Genomic DNA, 17,507 nt, shown 5'->3' on the forward strand with positions numbered 1-17,507 from the left:
CGGTTCGCCGCCCTGTTTTTCTCCTCGCCTTACCCTCGACCTGACTAATCCGGGAGTTATTTATGAAACACAGCACCACCGTGCCTGTTAACGCATTACCTTCGGCAGAAAAGTACGCGGGTAACGGCCCCGCCTACCAACGTCGCTTTCATGTGATGGCGAAACCCAGCGGCTCCGCCTGTAATCTCGATTGTAGCTACTGCTTTTACCTGCACAAAGAACACTTACTCCAGCAGGAAAAGCGCAGCTACATGAGCGATGAAACGCTGGAAAACTTTATCCGCCAGTACATCGATGGACAGGATGGCGAACAGGTGGTCTTCTCCTGGCAGGGCGGCGAACCGACCCTGATGGGACTGGAGTTTTTCCACAAAGTGCTGAAATTCCAACAGCAGTATAAAAAGCCCGGCCAGCGGATCGAAAACGATCTGCAAACCAACGGTATCCTGATTAACGATGCCTGGGCTGAATTCCTCAAAGCAAATCATTTCCTTGTTGGCCTGTCGATCGACGGCCCGCGAGAGTTGCACGACCGCTATCGCATCACCCGTAGCGGCAAACCGACATTTGATAAAGTGATGGCCGGCGTCGACGCCCTGAAACGCCACGGCGTACCATTCAATGCGCTGGTCACCGTCAACCGTACCAACGCCCGTTTCCCATTAGAGGTTTACCGCTTTGTTACCCGCGAACTGGGGGCGACCTACGTGCAATTTAACCCCTGCGTCGAACCGGTGGACTTTACCCAGACCGCGCCTCATTTCTGGCGTGATGACAGCATCCCCACCGTCGGCAGCCGCCGCGCGCGCCCCGGCGATTTAGACGCTATCGTCACCGACTGGTCGGTCGACCCGGACGAGTGGGGACGCTTCCTGATCGCGACTTTCGAAGAGTGGGTGAACAACGATCTTGGCCGCGTACAGGTCAATCTGTTCGAAACCGCCGTGGCCCAAATGATGGGCATGCCGGCGCAAATTTGCACCACCGCGGAATTTTGCGGCAAAGGCCTCGCGGTCGAGAAAAACGGCGATGTTTTCTCCTGCGATCACTACGTCTATCCCGAATATCAAATCGGCAATATTGCCGATAACAGCCTGGCGCGGATGGCTTTCTCCGAACGTCAGCAGGCTTTCGGTATGGGTAAATGCGACACGCTACCGCAGCAGTGCAAGCAGTGCCCTTACCTGAAGCTCTGCCACGGCGAATGCCCGAAAAACCGTCTGGTGCTCACCGCCGACGGCGAAGCCGGCTTGAACTATCTCTGCCCGGGCATTAAGGCCTTTTTCAACTATGCCGAGCCGATTCTGGCGGGCATTGTTACCCTGGTGAAACGCGATTTTAAAGGAGTCAATCGATGAGCCTTCGCGAAAAAATGCTACAGCTGGAGCAGCGCATGAACACGCAGGTGCTCGGTCAGGAAAACGTCGTTCGAATGCTGCTCATCGCCCTGCTCTGCGATGGGCATATCCTGTTGGAAGGACTGCCGGGGCTGGCGAAGACCCGCGCCGTCCGCGAGCTGGCGCGGCATATTGCCGGTGAATTCCGCCGTATCCAATTCACTCCGGATCTACTGCCCTCGGATATCACCGGCAGCGAAATTTATCAGCAAAACGCCGGCCGCGAAGAAGAACAATTTCGTTTTCGCCCGGGGCCGGTATTCGGTAACGTGATTCTGGCGGACGAAATCAACCGCGCTTCGGCCCGCGTACAATCAGCGCTGCTGGAAGCGATGGAAGAGCGCCACGTCACCGTAGCGGGCAAAAGCTGGCCGCTGCCGGGTGTCTTTATGGTGCTGGCGACGCAGAACCCCGTCGACCAGGAAGGAACCTGGCCGCTGCCGGAAGCCCAGCTTGACCGTTTTCTGATGAAAGTGCAGGTCGACTATCCGTCGAAAGAGCATGAACAGCAGGTGATGCAACTGGTTCGCACCGAGCAGCAGGCGAAATACAGCGCGGCGACAAAAACCGCCCCTGCGCCGGAAGTGGAATCTCTGCAATTCAGCCAACAGGAGATCGCCTCCTGCTGGCAGGAAATAAGCGCAATCCACGTCGCGCCGATTATCGAAACCTGGATAGTCGAACTGGTCAACGCCACCCGCCAGCCGCAGCGCATCAGCGAGCAGTTAGCCAGCTATCTGGCCTACGGCCTGAGCCCGCGTGGTACCTTAGCGCTGGAGCGCTGCGCCCGCGCGCAGGCCTGGCTCGCGGGACGTGACGCGGTTCGTCCGGAAGACGTGCGTTTTATCGCGCCAGCGGTGATGCGCCACCGGTTGATGCTGAGCTATCAGGCCAGCGCCGATGGTTGCAGCGCCGACGATGTGATTACCATGCTGCTGAACGCCGTGGTGATCTAATGAGCGATCTCTGCGTTAATCGCCAGATTCTGCTCGACCTCGCGCCACAGTCGCGGTTGATTGCAAACCCGCCCGGGCAGATCCCGCCAGGTGCGCTGTCCGGCGAACGCGCCTCCCGCCAGCAGGGCCGTGGGCTCAACTTCGATAGCCTGCGTCGTTATCAACCCGGCGACGATGTTCGAATGATCGACTGGCAGACAACCGCCCGTCTACGTACGCCGTGGGTGCGCCAGTACAATGAAGAGCGAGAACGCCCGGTCTTTTTGCTGGTCGACCAACGATTAGATATGTACTTCGCCACCCGCGGACAAACGAAATCAGCGGCGGCGGCAAAAACCGCCGCGCTGCTGGCCTGGCGCAGCCATCATGATGGCGATCGCCTCGGCAGCCTGGTGTTTAACGATACCACGCTGGCGCTGCAACCATGTAGCGCCCCACGGCGCGCGCTACCCGAGCTGCTGGATAATCTGACGCATTATAATCAGCTGTTGGCCCAACAATATCCTCATGAGCCTCAGCGCGCGCAGACGCTGGCGCAGGCGTTGCAGCGCGCCGTCAGCGCGATTCCACGCGGCGCCTGGGTCGCGATCCTGAGCGATTTTCATGACCTCGACGCCCCAGCGCAGGCCATGCTGGCGCATCTGCGCCGACGCTGCGAAGTCAGCGCATTTGTGCTGTTCGACGACCTTCATCTTCGCCTGCCGCGCTCCGGCACGCTGGCCGCCTGCTACGGCGGGCGCAGCGCCAGCGTCACTCTCACCTCTGCGCTCAGCGCCGATATTCGCCAACACATCATCGGTCGGCTGGCGCGTCAGCAGCAGCAACTCAACCAGTTAGGTATTCGGGTTAATCATCTGACGGTAACTCAGGACCTGCTGCGTCAGTTACAAAAAGGGCTTTAAATGTTTGAGAAAGGTTATGCGGTGCCGGATCTACTAACGCCCGCGCTCCCCTCCGCCCCCAGTGGGTTTCCGCTACCAATCGGCTGGCTGATTCTGCTTGCGATTGCCGCAAGCCTGGCAGCGCTGCTCCTGCTTATCCGCTACGCCCGCTGGCGTCGCAATCGCTGGCGGCGGGAAGCGCTGCTGGCGCTCAATCATCAGCATACCGCCGATAGCTGGATGCAGTTGATTAAACGCGTACAACTGGTCCACCAGCCACGTCGCACGGTTAGCCAAACGCTGGCGCCGGAAGCCGTGCTGGCGTCTTTGACGCTGGATACCGACCTGCGCGACCAGCTCATCTCCCGTTACTGCCGGGCAGACAACGCCCTGAACGACCAGCAGACGGCGCGGCTTCGCGCTCAGTTAGCGCAGTGGCTAAAGGAGCTTCCACATGTCTGAATGGCTCGCCCACATTGATTTCGCCTGGCCCTGGGCCGCGCTACTGCTGGCGCTGCCGCTGCTCACTCGTTTTCTCCCGCTCCCGGCAACTTCCACCGACGAGCGCGTGCGGGTACCGTTTTTACCCTCGCTAATTGACGCGTTACAGCTCGATACCCGGCCGAAACGCGGTGGCGGGGCCAGCGCCGTGCTGTTCTGGCTTATCTGGTCGCTGCTGGTCTGCGCGCTGGCGCGGCCGGAATACCTGACGCCGCCGCAGTACATCAGCAGGCCGATGCGCGACATCGTGCTGATCCTCGATGTCTCCGGTTCAATGGCCAAAAATGACATCCAGGGCGGTAATACGCGCCTGCAGGCGGTACAGCAATCGGTGCGCAAGTTTGTCGCCGCCCGGCAATCCGACCGCATCGGCATGGTAATCTTCGCCAGCAAAGCCTGGCCATTCGCGCCGATAAGCGAAGATAAACAGGCGCTGCAAACGCGCATTAATCAACTGGCGCCGGGCATGATTGGCCAGCAAACCGCTATCGGCGACGCGCTGGGCGTGGCGGTTAAGGTACTGGATAATGGCCCTGATAAGCAGGCCGATAAGCTGGCGATTTTACTCACCGACGGCAACGATACCGCTTCGCAGCTGTCGCCTGAACTGGCGGCAAAGCTTGCCGCCGACCACCATGTCCAGGTTCATACCATCGCCTTCGGCGACCTCAGCGATACCAGCAAAGACAAAGTCGATTTGCCGCTACTGCAGCGCATCGCGAAAACCACCGGCGGCCAGAGCTGGACCGCCGCGCATTCCGGCAGCGCGCTGGATAGCGTCTGGCAACAAATCGACGCCCTCACCCCGGCGCAGGTTAAAAGCCTCGGTTGGTCATGGCATCAGGCGCTCTATCCATGGCCGCTCGCCTCTGCGCTGTTACTGTTACTGCTGGCCGCCTGCGGGCGTGTCCTCAGGGAGAAAATGGCATGAGCGATTTTCACTTCCTCTATCCGTGGCGCTTAACCGCGCTGCTGTTGTGTGTGCTGGTGGCCTGGCTTCCAGGCTACGGCGCCTGCGCCTGGTCAACGCTAATGGATAAACCTTTTCGCGCGTTGATTATTCAGCGCCGTCGCAGGTTAACCCGGCTGCTGCCGTGGCTACTGGCCCTCGGTGTCATCGCACTGGCGGGCCCAAGCTGGCAGCGCGAACTCCCGGCGGCGCTCACCCCGCAGAGCAACGTGATGGTGATCCTGCAGCAGGATCTGGCGATGTATGCCCAGGATCTTCCCCCCTCGCGTCATCAGCGCATGCAGCATAAAATCGCCGCGCTGATGCAACAGCAGCCCGGGTCGCATTTCGGTCTGGTGGTCTACAGTAGCCAGGCCTTTCTCACCACGCCGTTAACCCAGGATCCGCAGTTTTATCAGCTATTTCTCAACGCCCAGTCGCCCTCTTTGCTGCCGGAAGGTAGCGGTTCCGCCCTGCCGCAGGCCGTCGCACTGGCGTTAAAAAACCTGCCCACAGCCAAAGACAGCCCGCGTAGCCTGATCCTCGTTGCCGATACCCTATCGCCTGCCGATGTCGCCTGGCTGAAAGGGCAACATCTACCGCTGCAAATTTGGGTCCCCGGCACCGCCGCGGGTGGAACGCTGCCGGATAAGTACGCCAGCCTCGGCATCGATACCCGACTAAACGTCGATCGTTTCCGCCAGCTGCGCGACGCCGGGATCCCGGTGACATTGGTCAGCGATGATGGCGACGATCTGCGCGTCATCGCCAGCCACATTCAACAATCGGTGACTCAGCAAAATAACGCCCGCCAGGATCTGCACTGGAAAAACAGCGGCTACCTGCTGATCGTGCCGATGCTGTTCCTGCTGCTGTTCTGGCGACGCCAGTTACTGATGGTAGCGCTACTATTTCCCGCGCTGCTGTGGTCGCCGCACAGCGATGCCGCCTGGCTCGATGCCTGGGTTCGCCCGGATATCCAGGGGCAGCACGCCTTCAACCGCGGCGACTACGCCGCTGCCGCCGGGCATTATCACGACCCTTTATGGCAAGGTATCGCCTGGTATCGGGCGGGCAACTTTCCTGCCGCCACCGGCGCGTTTCGCGCCGCGCCGCCAACCGCGGAAACCTTGCTGTGGCTGGGCAACAGCTATGCTCAGCAAAAGCAGTGGCAGCAGGCGCTCGACAGCTACGATCGCGCCCTCTACCTACATCCTGACTGGCCCATGGCGCTGCAAAATCGCGATAAAATCTCGCAGATTGTGATGGGCATTCGCCAACAAGAGCGCGAGCGCCAACAGGCGCAGGGCGATGCGATGGACGACGGCCCGGATAAGCTGGTCCACGACCTGCAGAAAAACCAGGGCATCGATCAGCAGCAAATCGGCGCCATCGCCGGGGAGAGTCCGCAGGTTAATCAATGGTTTGATGCACTGGATGTTTCGCCAACGGGGCTACTGAAAAGCCTGTATCGCAACGGCTCGGGAGATACCACGCCATGAACAAAGCGCTACTTTTTCTGCTGGCCGCCACCCTGCCGGCGCATGCGGCGATGGACATCACCCGTGAACTGGAAGCGCCGACGCAGATCGTCCCCGGCCAGCCGGTTCGGGTGGCCGTCACCTGGTGGACGGATAGCTGGTTTAACCCGCCGCCGCAGTGGCCCGAGTTTGCGGTCAAAAACGGCGAACTCCTGCCTACCGCGTTGCCTTCACAGCTGGTGACGCGCAAAAAGAACGGGATCGTCTGGAGCGGCATTCGCCTTGAACGTCAGGTCAGCGCCTGGCAGCAGGGCGTGCTGCGCCTGCCGGCGCTCGATATCACCGCGTCATCCGCCAATCAGGCGCCGGTCACGGTGCATCTTCCGGCACTGGAACGCCCGGTTAATTGGCCTGCCAATACCACTCAGGCAGACCATTTTTTACCGGCCAGCCAGTTGACGCTCAACCAGCAAATTCAACAGTATCACGCAGGAAAAGACGCCACGCTGCGGGTCGGTGATGTCGTTGACCGTATCGTGACCGTCGAGGCGCGGGATGCGCTACCGGGGCAAATTCCACCGCTGCTGTACGCCATTAGCGGTAGCGAGAGCCAGCGTCTGGCGCCGGTCAGTGAGGCATTAAAAAGCGAGCGCGGCGATGTCATCGGCGCCCACCGGGTGGAACGACTGCGCTATTTACCCAGTCATAGCGGTACGCTGGTACTACCGCCGATTAGCCTGCGCTGGTGGGATACCGTTAATCATCAATGGCGAACGGCGAAGCTGGCGGGAGAAACGTTGAACGTCGCCGCGGCGCGACAGGGCGGCGCGGAGCAAGCGCTGCGCGGAACAACGGGAATGGTCTCCTGGCAAAGTCTGATGTGGGTATTCATTGCCGCCGCGGCGGTCGGAGGCGGATGGTTTGGCCGCCGCTGGAGTTATCGAACGCTTCTCGGCATCAACCGGCGCTGGCGGCGATTTTGGCAGCCGCAGCCGTTGCCGCCGCTGGCCCCTTAGACAATTATCCGTGGCGCAGGGAGCGCACAGAGGGCGGCCCGTCGCCACCAGGGATTTTCCCGGAGGCGGCGCGTTGCGCCTTATCCGGGCTACCAGACCGCACAGTACTGTAGCCCCGGTAAGCGGTAGCGCCACCGGGGATTTTGAGGCGATCAACACCGACAGTTTCAGCCAGGCACACGGACCGTAGGCCGGATAAGGCGCAGCCGCCATCCGGCAAAAATACGGATCCGAACTCACCGCCATTGCCCGGACCAACATGGGGCGTTTTTTATTTCGCCTTACACTGCGCCGGGTCGTATACCGTCTTCCAGTCCTGCTGCATATCGACGACTGTCCAACCCTTTTGTTTCGCCTCGGTCAATCCTTTCACCAGCTTGCCGCTGGCGGAAGGATGGCTGTCGTAGGCATACTCTCGCGCCGCATCGGTATGGTGGACCAGCAGCTCAAAGGTTTTATAGTTCGGGTTGGCTGCGGTGTATTGCAGCATCGCCAAATCGCCGTCGCTGTTACCAAAAGCCGCAACCGGGCGCTGGCCCATAAACAGGTGGATCGCCACCGGTTTGGCCGCGGCGTCATCATTGAATGCGCCTTTCATCGTTTTGCGCAGCTCGGTACCATTATCCGTCAGGCTAAACTCGCTGAGCGCGAACGAACCGATAACCTGCTCCGGCGGAATACCGTACATTTTCTCCGACACCACGCGCATGAAGTCAATTCCGCCGCCGGAAACGATCCACGTTTTAAAGCCATTGGCGCGCAGATAGTCCAGCAGTTGGCGCATCGGCTGATATCCCAACTGGTCATAGCGACAACCAGTACGTTTATCCTGATGGCTGTCAAACCATGCGCTGACTCGCTGACTAAACTCTTCGGTGGTCATGCCGCTATGGGTTAACGCCAGCAACTTGAGTAGCCCTTTTTCACCGCCCGCCGCTACTGTTTTCAAATCGTTGTTCAGTACCGCCGCCACCAGCGGATCTTTTTGCCATTGCGGATGTTCCGGCGCCAGTCTTTTCACTTCATCCACTGCGAACTGCAGTTGGAAAGTCAGCGGCGCTTCCGGCCACAGGGTGCCGTCATTATCAAAAACCACGTAGCGCTTATCTAACGGAATAAAGTCCGCTCCGCCTTCACGCGTCGCCCCCTGCACCCATTGCTCAATTGCCTGTTTAGCAGGGGTATCTTTCCATGCCGGCAGCATATCGGTGGCTGCCGCGCTGGTGAAGCTCAATAGCAGCATGCTGAGCAATACTGTTTTTTTCATTGTTTATCCTTCTTATTCCACCGCCGAAAGCCAGACCTAATTCAGCATGGCGGCAATTTTCTCAAGCGTCGGTTTAACCGTCGCGTAAAAATGGCGAAAGCCAGGACATAAATAATTGAGTCCTTCTTCGCCGTCCGGGGCGCGCACGATGCGGTTTTTCGGGCATTCGCCCCAGCATAAATTCAGATGCGGACAGCTTTTGCAGTAGGCCGGCAGCGTCTCTTTCTTGCCCATCCCAAACACTTTCTGCCGCTCGGAAAAGACCATATGCGCCAGCTTGTGCGCCTTAATATTGCCAAGCTTATATTCCGGATAGACGTAGTGATCGCAGGAGTAGACGTCGCCGTTTTTCTCAATCGCCAGCGCCTTACCGCAAAACGGCGCGGTAATGCATAACTGGGATGGGAGTCCCATGGTTTGCACCACGGCGGTTTCAAACAAATTGACCTGCACGCGGCCCAGATCACAGGTCACCCATTCATCAAAAGCTTCGGTCAGAAAATGTCCCCAATCGTCGGGATCCACCGACCAGTCGGTGACGATCGAATCCAGATCCCCCGGTTTCGCCCGGCGGCTGCCGGTGATGGGGATCGTCTCTTCGCGCCAGAATTGCGGCGCGGTAGTTTTAAACTCGGCGGCCTCTACGCAGGGCGTGAACTGGATATAGGTAGCGCCCAGTTCGCGGGTAAGAAAACGATATACCTCGCGCGGGAAACGGGCATTGACCCGGTTGACGACCGCAAGGGCGTTAAAAGGCACGCCGTGACGCTTCAGCGCCGCGATCCCTTCCATGACCTTGTCGAAGGTCGGTTTGCCGCTGCGCGTCACGCGAAAGCGATCGTGGATCTCACGCGGGCCATCGATAGACACGCCGACCAGAAAATTGTGCTGCTTAAGAAAGGCGGCCCACTTATCGTTAATCAGCACGCCATTGGTCTGCAGATCGTTCTCAATGCGCTGGTGTTTCGGCTGATATTTCTTTTGCAGCGCAACGACCTTTTCGAAAAACTCCAGCCCCATCAGGGTTGGCTCGCCGCCCTGCCAGGAGAAAATAATCTCTTCGCCATCCTGGCTTTGAATGTACTGACGAATGAAATTCTCCAGTACCTCATCGCTCATTCCTTTGTCGTGCGGCTGATGCAGAAGCTGCTCTTTATGCAGATAAAAACAGTATTGACAGTCCAGGTTGCAGGTGGAGCCGCTAGGCTTCGCCATCATGTGATAGCGACGTTTATAGGCGGGCAGATAGCGCCCCTGGTTCTGCAAAGGCGTTAATGGAATGGTGGTGCTTTTTTTCATCGACCAGAACCCATTTCGGAGAATGCTCACAACAGCAAAAGGCCCGGACATTTCGCCCGGGCCAACGTCATTTTAGTTGCCGGTCGGCATCGCCAACTGGAACCCTTCTTGTTTTAACTGTTCACGAATATTGCTAAAGCGTTGGTACTGCGACAGGGTAATCGGCCCACTGTAGGCTTCGCTCTGTGGCTTACGCGGCGGATACTCGACGTAGGTTTTCATCAACTTAGTGATGGCTTCGTTGAAGGTCACCAGCGTCCAGGTATGCTCGGTATAGTTGTTCATAAAGATATCGTAGCGTTCCTGCGGATCCTGCCAGAGGTCGAAAATCTGCGGTACCGTCGCGACATACGACTCCGGCCCTTTCCAGCCGAGGTTGGAATCCACCGCCAGGCCGCCGGTTTTCGCGCCGTTATCGCCGCGCAGGTTAAACACCGCCTTATAGTGGCCGACGCGCGCCGCCCCCGGGGTCAACTCGTTTTCGGTGAAGTAGAACCAGGAAGTACGCGGATCTTTGCCCGTGCCGAACAGTACCGGCGAAATATCGTAGCTATCGAAGATAATCGGCTGCCCAGCGCGGTCTTTGGTCGGTAACTTAATCCCGGCCACTGAAGCAAAGGTCGCCATCAGATCGAGGCCGCCAACGATATCGTGGTTACGACTGTGCTCTTTAATCTTGCCTGGCCACCAGGCAATAGCCGGAACGCGGCTGCCGCCCTCGCGGTCAGTGCCTTTGGTACCGCGGAATGGCGTATAGCCGGCATCCGGATAAACGTCCTGCCAGGCGCCGTTATCGGTGGTCCATACCACAAGGGTGTTTTTATCGATCCCCAACTCACGCAGCTTATCCATGATATGGCCTACGCGGGCATCCATTTCCACCATCGAGTCGGCGTATTTGCTCTTCGACATCGACTTGCCGACGTAATCCGGATCCGGCATGTTCGGCTGGTGGTTCTTCATAAAATTGATGCTCATGAAGAAGGGTTCGGAAGATTTTGCGTTTGCTTCAAGATAGTCCAGCGAAGCCTTCTCGACGTAGCGGTCGAAGAATGGGATGCCGACCACGCCCTCTTTGCCATCAACGACCGGGGTATTCACATACTGGCCGTTGATTTTGAACTCTTCCTTCGGCGCTTCGCCTGCCTTGCCGGAGAGCGCGCCGCGGGTGACGCGAGCAAACATTTCACGCAGTTGCGGATCCATATCCGGGAACCAGGTCGGATCGGCATAGGTATAGGCGTTCAGGTGGTAGAGGCCGACGTATTTCATTTCGTCGTAGCCCTGCGCGTTAGGTAACGCGTAATCGGCTTCACCGAGGTGCCATTTACCGGTGAAGAAGGTTTTATAGCCGCCGGTTTTCAGCACCGAGGCCAGCGTCCACTCTTCTTTCGGTAAACCGCCGCCCTGCCCCTGGAAGGCCACGGTGGTCATACCGCTACGGTTGGGAATGCGCCCGGTCTGCATCGCCGCGCGGCCCGGCGTACTGCTTGGCTGGCCATAGAAGTCGAAAAAGATCATCCCCTCATCGGCCATTTTGTCGAGGTTTGGCGTCGGCATACCGCGGCCTTCGCCGCCGCCGTAGACGCCGAGGTCGCCATAGCCGGTATCGTCAGAGACGATCAGGATAATATTGGGCTTCTTTGCCGCCCCATCGCTGGGAGCGACCGCATTTTGATCGGCGGCATTGACCGTCGCGCCGGGTAAGAGCGAGCCGGCGGCAAATGCCAGCACGCCGATACCCTTATATTTTTTATTCATCTTCAAACCTCATTGCTCAGAATGCGCCTGATTTCACTTACGATTTGGCTAATGTCAGGCAGGCGTTGTCAGATTAGATAAGTCTCAACATGAGATGAGCGACATCAGCGAAAACCTTGTCGCTACTGAGGCGATTCCGCTTAAGTGAAGTAGAGAAAGCAATAAAAATCCACACGTACAATTTTATTTTTTCATTTATGCAAAGCCAATCACCATCACCGTTTCACTAAATAAAACCGCGGCAAAAGCAATATTATCATTCAATATTTAAGTGGATTCTTAGTTACTAAAAAAAGAAGCCCAACTACCCCACTAAAACAGTCTAAGTGAGTGTTTTAAAAAGAGCGATAGATCAGTCCGTTAACGGACTGCAAAAGTGATGCTTGCTATCTGGCGCTAGCTTTTAAATTTAGATATTTTGTATCAGGCGTAATTCCGCGCCGTTAAAATATAAAGTATCGCCACTGCAAAATAGCAAAGAGTAATAAAGCGGTAGAGTTAAGTCCGGAGAGAAAATGAGTCGTATTCAAACGCCCTATTCCCACATCATCGATGAATATAATAAGATGATTTCAAAGAATATAAAGGCGATAGACTCGTTAACTCACAGCAATAATATACGCCAAATTGCTGATGATACGCCTTTCACCCTGAGTACAGGCGAGATTATTATTGTTCTTGAAGGCGTCATTGCCGTTGAGATGCAGGAGCACAACTTTATTCTCACCTCTGGAAAAGCGAAAACCCAACCGAAAAAGTTGTTTCAGATCGGCAAAGGCATCAAAGGGATGTTTTTTGGTATTGTCGAGAATTATGGTCCGGGCATTCAGTTGCACTATACCGCCAAAAAAAATGTCAAAGTGTTCAGCTGTAATCTCGAATACTTTGAGAAACATTTTACTCAGCCCGATAAATTCACCTTCCTGATGAACATGATGGCCATCACGCTGGCGTTTTTGCTCGATGCGCATGACGAAAGAGCTATTGGCACCCGCTATTTTGTCATTCGCTCCATGATTTATCGCTATCTCAAGCAGAAAAATGAGGGCGTATTACACGACCCGAGCCTGGCAAACTTTATCCTGCGACGCACGAAAATGTCGCGTAGCTATCTGTTTCAGGTACTTTCCGATCTGAAAAATGGCGGCTATATCACGATGAAAAACGGCGAGCTCGTCGATATTGTCAACGAGCTGCCGGAAAAATATTAACGCCGCTGGCTTAACCCTTATCCTGCCCCCGGCGCTTAAACTGCCCGGCGTCGATATCGTACTGCTTCATCTTGCGCCACAGCGTGGTACGGCCAATATTCAGCAACTGCGACATCTCCTGTACCCGGCCGTTGGTCACTCGCGCCGCCTGGATAATCGCCTCTTTCTCGATGGCGCGGAAAGACAGGCTCGACGGCAGTAGCGATGAGGCCGTTTCGCTACCAGGCCGGGTAGAGAAGAGATGTTCGGGGAGATTGCTTAAGCGGATATGCCCGTTATCGCTGCTCATCGCGATATTCTCAATAATGCTATTAAGCTCAAAATCATTGCCCGGCCACGGGTAGGCGGTCAGTTGGGCCAGCGCGTCGTCATCGACCTTCAGCCGCGATGAAAAGCGTTTCTCCAGCCGACGCAGACGGCTATGCACCAGCGAAGGAATGCTGCCGCGCCGCGCCCGCAGCGGCGGAATGACTATCTCAAACGAATGCAGCGCATAGTACAGCTGGCGGCTAAAGCGGTTCTGCTCCACCAGGTTGGCGAGGTCGACGGTGGTGGTGGCGATCACTTTCACATCTACCGGAATCAGCCGTCGGGCATCAAGACGCGTCAGCACGCCCTGTTTTATCACCTGCAGCAGCGCCGACTGCAGTTCGGGGGCCAGATACTCTATTTTTTCCAGGAACAGCGTGCCGCCGTTAGCCAGTTCGAGTCGGCTGAGGCGGCCATTTTCATCGTCGGTTGGCGCGCTGCCCATAAAATCCTGTCCCAGTACGCTGTCGGCGTACAGCTGGCAGTTAACCGAAATATACGGGCCCGGCGCCCGCTCGCTTTCGTTATGGATAGCCTGGCTCAGTAATTCTTTACCCACCCCTTCCTCGCCGCACAGCAGCACCGGGAAAGCGCCGCGCGCCGCCTGGCGGCCAAAGTGGATCAGCCTGCGGGTTTCCGGGTCATCCGCCGACATCTGTTCGAAGGTATGACTCACTTTGCCTAATTGGCTGGTCATTAATTGACGCATCTGCTCCACCGGGTGGAGCAGTAAAATGAAGCTATTGCCCTGCTCCTCCACGATAGGCTTCAGGGTGATCACCGCGTCGATAAACTGATGCTGGCTCTCGAAGGTCACTTCCACATGATTAAGGCCGCGGGCCTGTTTAATCGCGCGGCGCAGCAACGCCGGCAGGGTCAGCAGTTCGTTGATATTTCGCCCCTGGCTGGCCTGGGTATCGAGATGCAGCAGCGTGGCCGCCTGCACGTTGAGAAACTGCAGCACTCCCTGCTCGTTCCACGCCATCACCCCGTCGTCCATACTTTCCAGCAGGCCATACATTTGATTAAGGTGACGGTTAGATTCCGCCAGCAGGCTGTCGGTAAGCAGCGAGTTACCCACTTCGCGGGCGATGGCCAAGGTCAGCGACAGATCCGCCGGAGCCCACTCTTCGCGCAGACAGCATAGCGAAATCGATCCAAACAGGCGGCCATGGTTATCGAACACCGGCGTCGAACTGAACGACCAGCGCCGCAGAGCCTGCTTAAAGTGCTCGTCGCCCGCGGTGTTGACCGGCTGTCCAAGCATCGAAGCCAGCGACAGCGCGCAGGTGCCGATAATGCTCTCCGCGCAGTAGCTGCCGTCGCGAAATCCCAGTTCCGCCAGCTGTTCCAGTGTCTGCGGGTTACCACAGCGGCTCAGAATGCAGGCCGACTCATCAAGGATGAACAGTGCGCAGGGGCGGTTGGCCATAAACTCCCACGCATCTTCCAGCGCCGCCTGACCGATGGTCAGCAGCGCGGTTTTGCGACGGCAGATCGATTCAAAGGTCAGCCCCTGCGCCTGATGCGGCGCCTGCCAGGTTTCCCGCTGCATAAATTTGCTGCAGCGATGCCACGACTGGCTGATAACGGCTGAAACTTCATTTTCCGCGCCCTGAGTCTGAGCTGTCATATCCCTTTTCCGCTGTAGTTAACACAGTTAAAACGACAAAACCCTCCGGCAGCGGCTGCCGGAGGGGAAAGTTCATGCCGCATTATGCTGCGGCGTCTCGGTCAGGCGAAAACGAATTAACGCGCCAGCCACTGCTGCCCAAGCAGGTCCGCGGTAAGGATGGCGGCGTAGACGCTATCCGCGGTGACCGGGAACGGCATATTGTGGATGGTTTCGCCTTCTGCGCAGGTGGCTTTCGCGACCGCGTGGATTTTGCTTTCAATACCCTCTTTCACGCCCATCTGCGCAAGGGTGATCGGCAGGCCGACTTTTTCACAGAAGCCCATCACGGTTTCGATCTCTTCCAGCGGGCTGTTTTGCAGCACCAGCTGCGCCAGGGTGCCGAAAGCGACTTTTTCGCCGTGATACAGATGGTGGCACTCTTCAAGAATGGTGAAACCGTTGTGAATCGCGTGCGCGCCGGCCAGGCCGCTGCTCTCAAAGCCAATACCGCTCAGATAGGTGTTGGCTTCGACAATGCGCTCCAGCGCATCGGTCACCACTCCAGCCTGAGCCGCCAGGCGTGCTTTTTCGCCTTCCGCCAGCAGCGTATCATAGCACAGGCGCGCCAGGCTCAAGGCCGCCGCCGTGGACTGCCCGCCCGCCATGCTGGTGGCTCGCGCATCGAAGCAGGCCTTGGCTTCAAACCAGGTGGAGAGCGCATCGCCCATCCCGGCCACCAGCAAGCGTACCGGCGCTTTGGCGATAATCGCCGTGTCCATCACCACCATATCCGGGTTTTTCGGGTAGATCAGATACTCTTCAAATTCGCCCGCCTCGGTGTAGATAACCGACAGCGCGCTGGTCGGCGCATCGGTTGAGGCAATTGTCGGGATCACCACCACCGGCAGCTTCTGGTAATAGCCGATAGCCTTAGCGGTATCGAGGGTTTTCCCGCCGCCGATACCCACCACGCCGCGGCAGCCGTGCTGCTTAAGAATAGCGATCAGGCGGTTGATTTCCGCATGGCTGCACTCGCCGTTAAACCGTTCCGCATGGCAGCTAATATTGTGGCTATGCAGGCCGTTCAATACTTTGTCGCCCGCCAGCTTCATCACGAAGTCATCGGCGATAACAAAAAAGCTGTCGGCCAGGTTTTTAGCGTATTCGCCGAACAGCATGGCGGCATCAGGTCCCTGGAGATATTTGGCTGGAGATTGAATAACTTTTAGCATTCCTTTCACCCTCAAATAAGTGCATATGTTGACACGTGAGCCCTGGCCGTCATGCCGCGGCGCCTGGTATCAATGGCGCCTACAGCCACGCTGCCGGAGCGATGCATCCACTGTAGGGCGAGCAAAAGCGAAAAAAATTTTTCCCTTTTTTGTTCTGTTCTGAAACAGATAAAAAAATAATGCGTTTCACATTGAAACGACATGACTGAGAAAGCGATGGGATTGCGATCGCGATCGGCTCATTTTGGCAAAAAAGCCGCTATCGTCCCTCCTCTTTAACGCAGAAAATCGCCTCAATGCGGCACAATGGCGAAAAAAATCATCATAGCCTCATCTCTGATAGCAGAAAAAAACGGCCACATTATTAGCGCTGGCTCGCAATTTTCCTGTTTATCGGCGAATAACGTTCCATAAAGGAACAAAAATCATTTTCTACGTTCCGTTATGGAACTCATTTTGACAGCGTTTTATTTTGCGCCCGCTCAGCCAGAATCATTACATCGCCGGGCTACCCTTATAGACAGGCGACCTCCCCTACCCTACGGAGCATAAACAATGAAAAAACTGATTAACCGTGTGGAAGATGTACTCAGCGAACAACTCGTCGGCCTGGCGAAAGCGCATCCTGAACTGACGCTGCACCAGGACCCGGTCTATGTCACCCGCGCCGATGCGCCGGTCGCCGGCAAAGTGGCGCTGCTCTCCGGCGGCGGCAGCGGACACGAACCGATGCACTGCGGCTACATCGGCCAGGGCATGCTCTCCGGCGCCTGCCCGGGGGAAATTTTCACCTCGCCGACGCCGGACAAAATGTTCGAATGCGCGATGCAGATTGACGGCGGCGAAGGCGTCCTGCTGATTATCAAAAACTATACCGGCGACATCCTGAATTTTGAGACCGCCACCGAGCTGCTGCACGAAAGCGGCGTTAAGGTCACCACCGTCGTGGTGGATGACGACGTGGCGGTAAAAGATAGCCTCTACACCGCCGGACGCCGCGGCGTCGCCAATACCGTGCTGATTGAAAAACTGGTCGGCGCCGCCGCCGAACGCGGCGACTCGCTGGAAGCCTGCGCCGAACTGGGCCGCCGTTTAAATAACCTTGGCCACTCGATTGGCATCGCGCTGGGCGCCTGCACCGTACCGGCCGCCGGACAGCCCTCCTTTACCCTGAAAGATGATGAGATGGAGTTCGGCGTCGGCATCCATGGCGAGCCGGGTATCGACCGCCGCCGCTTCAGCTCGCTCGACCAAACCGTCGATGAGATGTTCGATACCCTGCTGGAAAACGGCGCATACAGCCGCACGCTGCGCCAGTGGGATAACGTCAAGGGGGCGTGGCAGGAAGTGAAACAGAGCAAAACCGCGCTGCAAAACGGCGATCGGGTTATCGCGCTGGTCAATAACCTCGGCGCCACGCCGCTTTCCGAACTGTATGGCGTTTACAACCGCCTTGCCCAGCGCTGCGAAGCCTCCGGCATTGTGATTGAACGCAACCTCATCGGCAGCTACTGCACCTCGCTGGATATGGCAGGTTTCTCCATCACCCTGCTGAAAGCGGATGATGACACGCTGGCGTTATGGGACGCCCCGGTCCATACCCCGGCGCTGAACTGGGGAAAATAAGGAGCA

At 57.3% G+C, this 17,507-nt stretch carries 14 protein-coding genes; 9 read left to right on the forward strand and 5 right to left on the reverse strand.

Annotated elements, in window-relative coordinates; genetic code table 11:
- The first annotated feature begins 62 nt into the window (after positions 1-62).
- Genes PGS10_RS07765 through PGS10_RS07795 form a run of 7 tightly spaced genes read left to right on the forward strand, consistent with a single transcriptional unit; the run spans position 63 to position 7,181 of the window.
- The gene (locus PGS10_RS07765; RefSeq protein ID WP_316422688.1) at positions 63-1,358 is read left to right on the forward strand and encodes an anaerobic sulfatase maturase; all 1,296 of its coding nucleotides are present in this window, start codon (positions 63-65) and stop codon (positions 1,356-1,358) included.
- Positions 1,355-2,353, forward strand: coding sequence for an AAA family ATPase (locus PGS10_RS07770; RefSeq protein WP_316422689.1), 999 nt, complete (start codon positions 1,355-1,357; stop codon positions 2,351-2,353). Before PGS10_RS07765 ends, PGS10_RS07770 begins: the two co-directional genes overlap by 4 nt.
- Positions 2,353-3,255 carry a DUF58 domain-containing protein gene (locus PGS10_RS07775; protein ID WP_047043117.1) on the forward strand — a complete coding sequence of 301 codons (903 nt, stop codon included), beginning with the start codon at positions 2,353-2,355 and terminating at the stop codon, positions 3,253-3,255. The genes PGS10_RS07770 and PGS10_RS07775 overlap by 1 nt, the downstream gene beginning before the upstream one ends.
- Entirely contained in the window at positions 3,256-3,696 is a 441-nt protein-coding gene (locus PGS10_RS07780; RefSeq protein WP_316422690.1) for a DUF4381 family protein, read from the forward strand.
- Positions 3,689-4,666: a VWA domain-containing protein gene (locus tag PGS10_RS07785; protein ID WP_289576033.1), complete on the forward strand. Its 978-nt coding sequence runs from the start codon at positions 3,689-3,691 to the stop codon at positions 4,664-4,666. The genes PGS10_RS07780 and PGS10_RS07785 overlap by 8 nt, the downstream gene beginning before the upstream one ends.
- Positions 4,663-6,186: a VWA domain-containing protein gene (locus PGS10_RS07790; RefSeq protein ID WP_316422692.1), complete on the forward strand. Its 1,524-nt coding sequence runs from the start codon at positions 4,663-4,665 to the stop codon at positions 6,184-6,186. Before PGS10_RS07785 ends, PGS10_RS07790 begins: the two co-directional genes overlap by 4 nt.
- Positions 6,183-7,181 carry an oxygen tolerance domain protein gene (locus tag PGS10_RS07795; RefSeq protein ID WP_316422693.1) on the forward strand — a complete coding sequence of 333 codons (999 nt, stop codon included), beginning with the start codon at positions 6,183-6,185 and terminating at the stop codon, positions 7,179-7,181. Before PGS10_RS07790 ends, PGS10_RS07795 begins: the two co-directional genes overlap by 4 nt.
- A gap of 271 nt (positions 7,182-7,452) precedes the next feature.
- Here PGS10_RS07795 and PGS10_RS07800 read toward each other — a convergent pair whose 3' ends face one another.
- From PGS10_RS07800 to PGS10_RS07810, 3 genes are all read right to left on the reverse strand, one after another.
- Positions 7,453-8,448 (reverse strand): HAD family hydrolase, encoded by a 996-nt coding sequence (locus PGS10_RS07800; RefSeq protein ID WP_047043132.1) that lies wholly within the window; start codon positions 8,446-8,448, stop codon positions 7,453-7,455.
- 36 nt (positions 8,449-8,484) lie between these two features.
- Entirely contained in the window at positions 8,485-9,747 is a 1,263-nt protein-coding gene (locus tag PGS10_RS07805; protein ID WP_316422695.1) for an anaerobic sulfatase maturase, read from the reverse strand.
- Positions 9,748-9,819: 72 nt separating this feature from the next.
- Positions 9,820-11,508 carry an arylsulfatase gene (locus PGS10_RS07810; protein ID WP_316422697.1) on the reverse strand — a complete coding sequence of 563 codons (1,689 nt, stop codon included), beginning with the start codon at positions 11,506-11,508 and terminating at the stop codon, positions 9,820-9,822.
- Positions 11,509-12,023: 515 nt separating this feature from the next.
- Here PGS10_RS07810 and PGS10_RS07815 point away from each other — a divergent pair.
- Positions 12,024-12,719, forward strand: coding sequence for a helix-turn-helix domain-containing protein (locus tag PGS10_RS07815; RefSeq protein ID WP_047043142.1), 696 nt, complete (start codon positions 12,024-12,026; stop codon positions 12,717-12,719).
- A 10-nt stretch (positions 12,720-12,729) separates the two neighbouring features.
- On the opposite strand, the gene dhaR is transcribed toward PGS10_RS07815, so the two are convergent.
- Together dhaR and PGS10_RS07825 are read right to left on the reverse strand one after the other, a co-directional pair.
- Positions 12,730-14,661 (reverse strand): dihydroxyacetone kinase operon transcriptional regulator DhaR, encoded by a 1,932-nt coding sequence (gene dhaR, locus PGS10_RS07820; protein WP_316422698.1) that lies wholly within the window; start codon positions 14,659-14,661, stop codon positions 12,730-12,732.
- Positions 14,662-14,777: 116 nt separating this feature from the next.
- Positions 14,778-15,875, reverse strand: a complete 1,098-nt coding sequence (locus PGS10_RS07825) for a glycerol dehydrogenase (protein ID WP_007372182.1) — start codon at positions 15,873-15,875, stop codon at positions 14,778-14,780.
- A 555-nt stretch (positions 15,876-16,430) separates the two neighbouring features.
- Between PGS10_RS07825 and dhaK the strand changes: the two genes are divergently transcribed.
- Positions 16,431-17,501: a dihydroxyacetone kinase subunit DhaK gene (gene dhaK / locus PGS10_RS07830; RefSeq protein WP_047039461.1), complete on the forward strand. Its 1,071-nt coding sequence runs from the start codon at positions 16,431-16,433 to the stop codon at positions 17,499-17,501.
- Positions 17,502-17,507 lie beyond the last annotated feature (6 nt).

It is taken from the genome of Klebsiella sp. 141153, assembly GCF_032601995.1.
Classification (GTDB): Bacteria; Pseudomonadota; Gammaproteobacteria; order Enterobacterales; family Enterobacteriaceae; genus Klebsiella; species Klebsiella aerogenes.

Coding starts and splice junctions, on each gene's coding strand:
- PGS10_RS07765 (WP_316422688.1), top strand. CDS start 63: ATGAAACACAGCACCACCGTGCCTGTTAACGCATTACCTTCGGCAGAA.
- dhaR (WP_316422698.1), bottom strand. CDS start 14,661: ATGACAGCTCAGACTCAGGGCGCGGAAAATGAAGTTTCAGCCGTTATC.
- dhaK (WP_047039461.1), top strand. CDS start 16,431: ATGAAAAAACTGATTAACCGTGTGGAAGATGTACTCAGCGAACAACTC.
- PGS10_RS07805 (WP_316422695.1), bottom strand. CDS start 9,747: ATGAAAAAAAGCACCACCATTCCATTAACGCCTTTGCAGAACCAGGGG.
- PGS10_RS07825 (WP_007372182.1), bottom strand. CDS start 15,875: ATGCTAAAAGTTATTCAATCTCCAGCCAAATATCTCCAGGGACCTGAT.
- PGS10_RS07795 (WP_316422693.1), top strand. CDS start 6,183: ATGAACAAAGCGCTACTTTTTCTGCTGGCCGCCACCCTGCCGGCGCAT.
- PGS10_RS07810 (WP_316422697.1), bottom strand. CDS start 11,508: ATGAATAAAAAATATAAGGGTATCGGCGTGCTGGCATTTGCCGCCGGC.
- PGS10_RS07780 (WP_316422690.1), top strand. CDS start 3,256: ATGTTTGAGAAAGGTTATGCGGTGCCGGATCTACTAACGCCCGCGCTC.
- PGS10_RS07815 (WP_047043142.1), top strand. CDS start 12,024: ATGAGTCGTATTCAAACGCCCTATTCCCACATCATCGATGAATATAAT.
- PGS10_RS07800 (WP_047043132.1), bottom strand. CDS start 8,448: ATGAAAAAAACAGTATTGCTCAGCATGCTGCTATTGAGCTTCACCAGC.
- PGS10_RS07790 (WP_316422692.1), top strand. CDS start 4,663: ATGAGCGATTTTCACTTCCTCTATCCGTGGCGCTTAACCGCGCTGCTG.
- PGS10_RS07770 (WP_316422689.1), top strand. CDS start 1,355: ATGAGCCTTCGCGAAAAAATGCTACAGCTGGAGCAGCGCATGAACACG.
- PGS10_RS07785 (WP_289576033.1), top strand. CDS start 3,689: ATGTCTGAATGGCTCGCCCACATTGATTTCGCCTGGCCCTGGGCCGCG.
- PGS10_RS07775 (WP_047043117.1), top strand. CDS start 2,353: ATGAGCGATCTCTGCGTTAATCGCCAGATTCTGCTCGACCTCGCGCCA.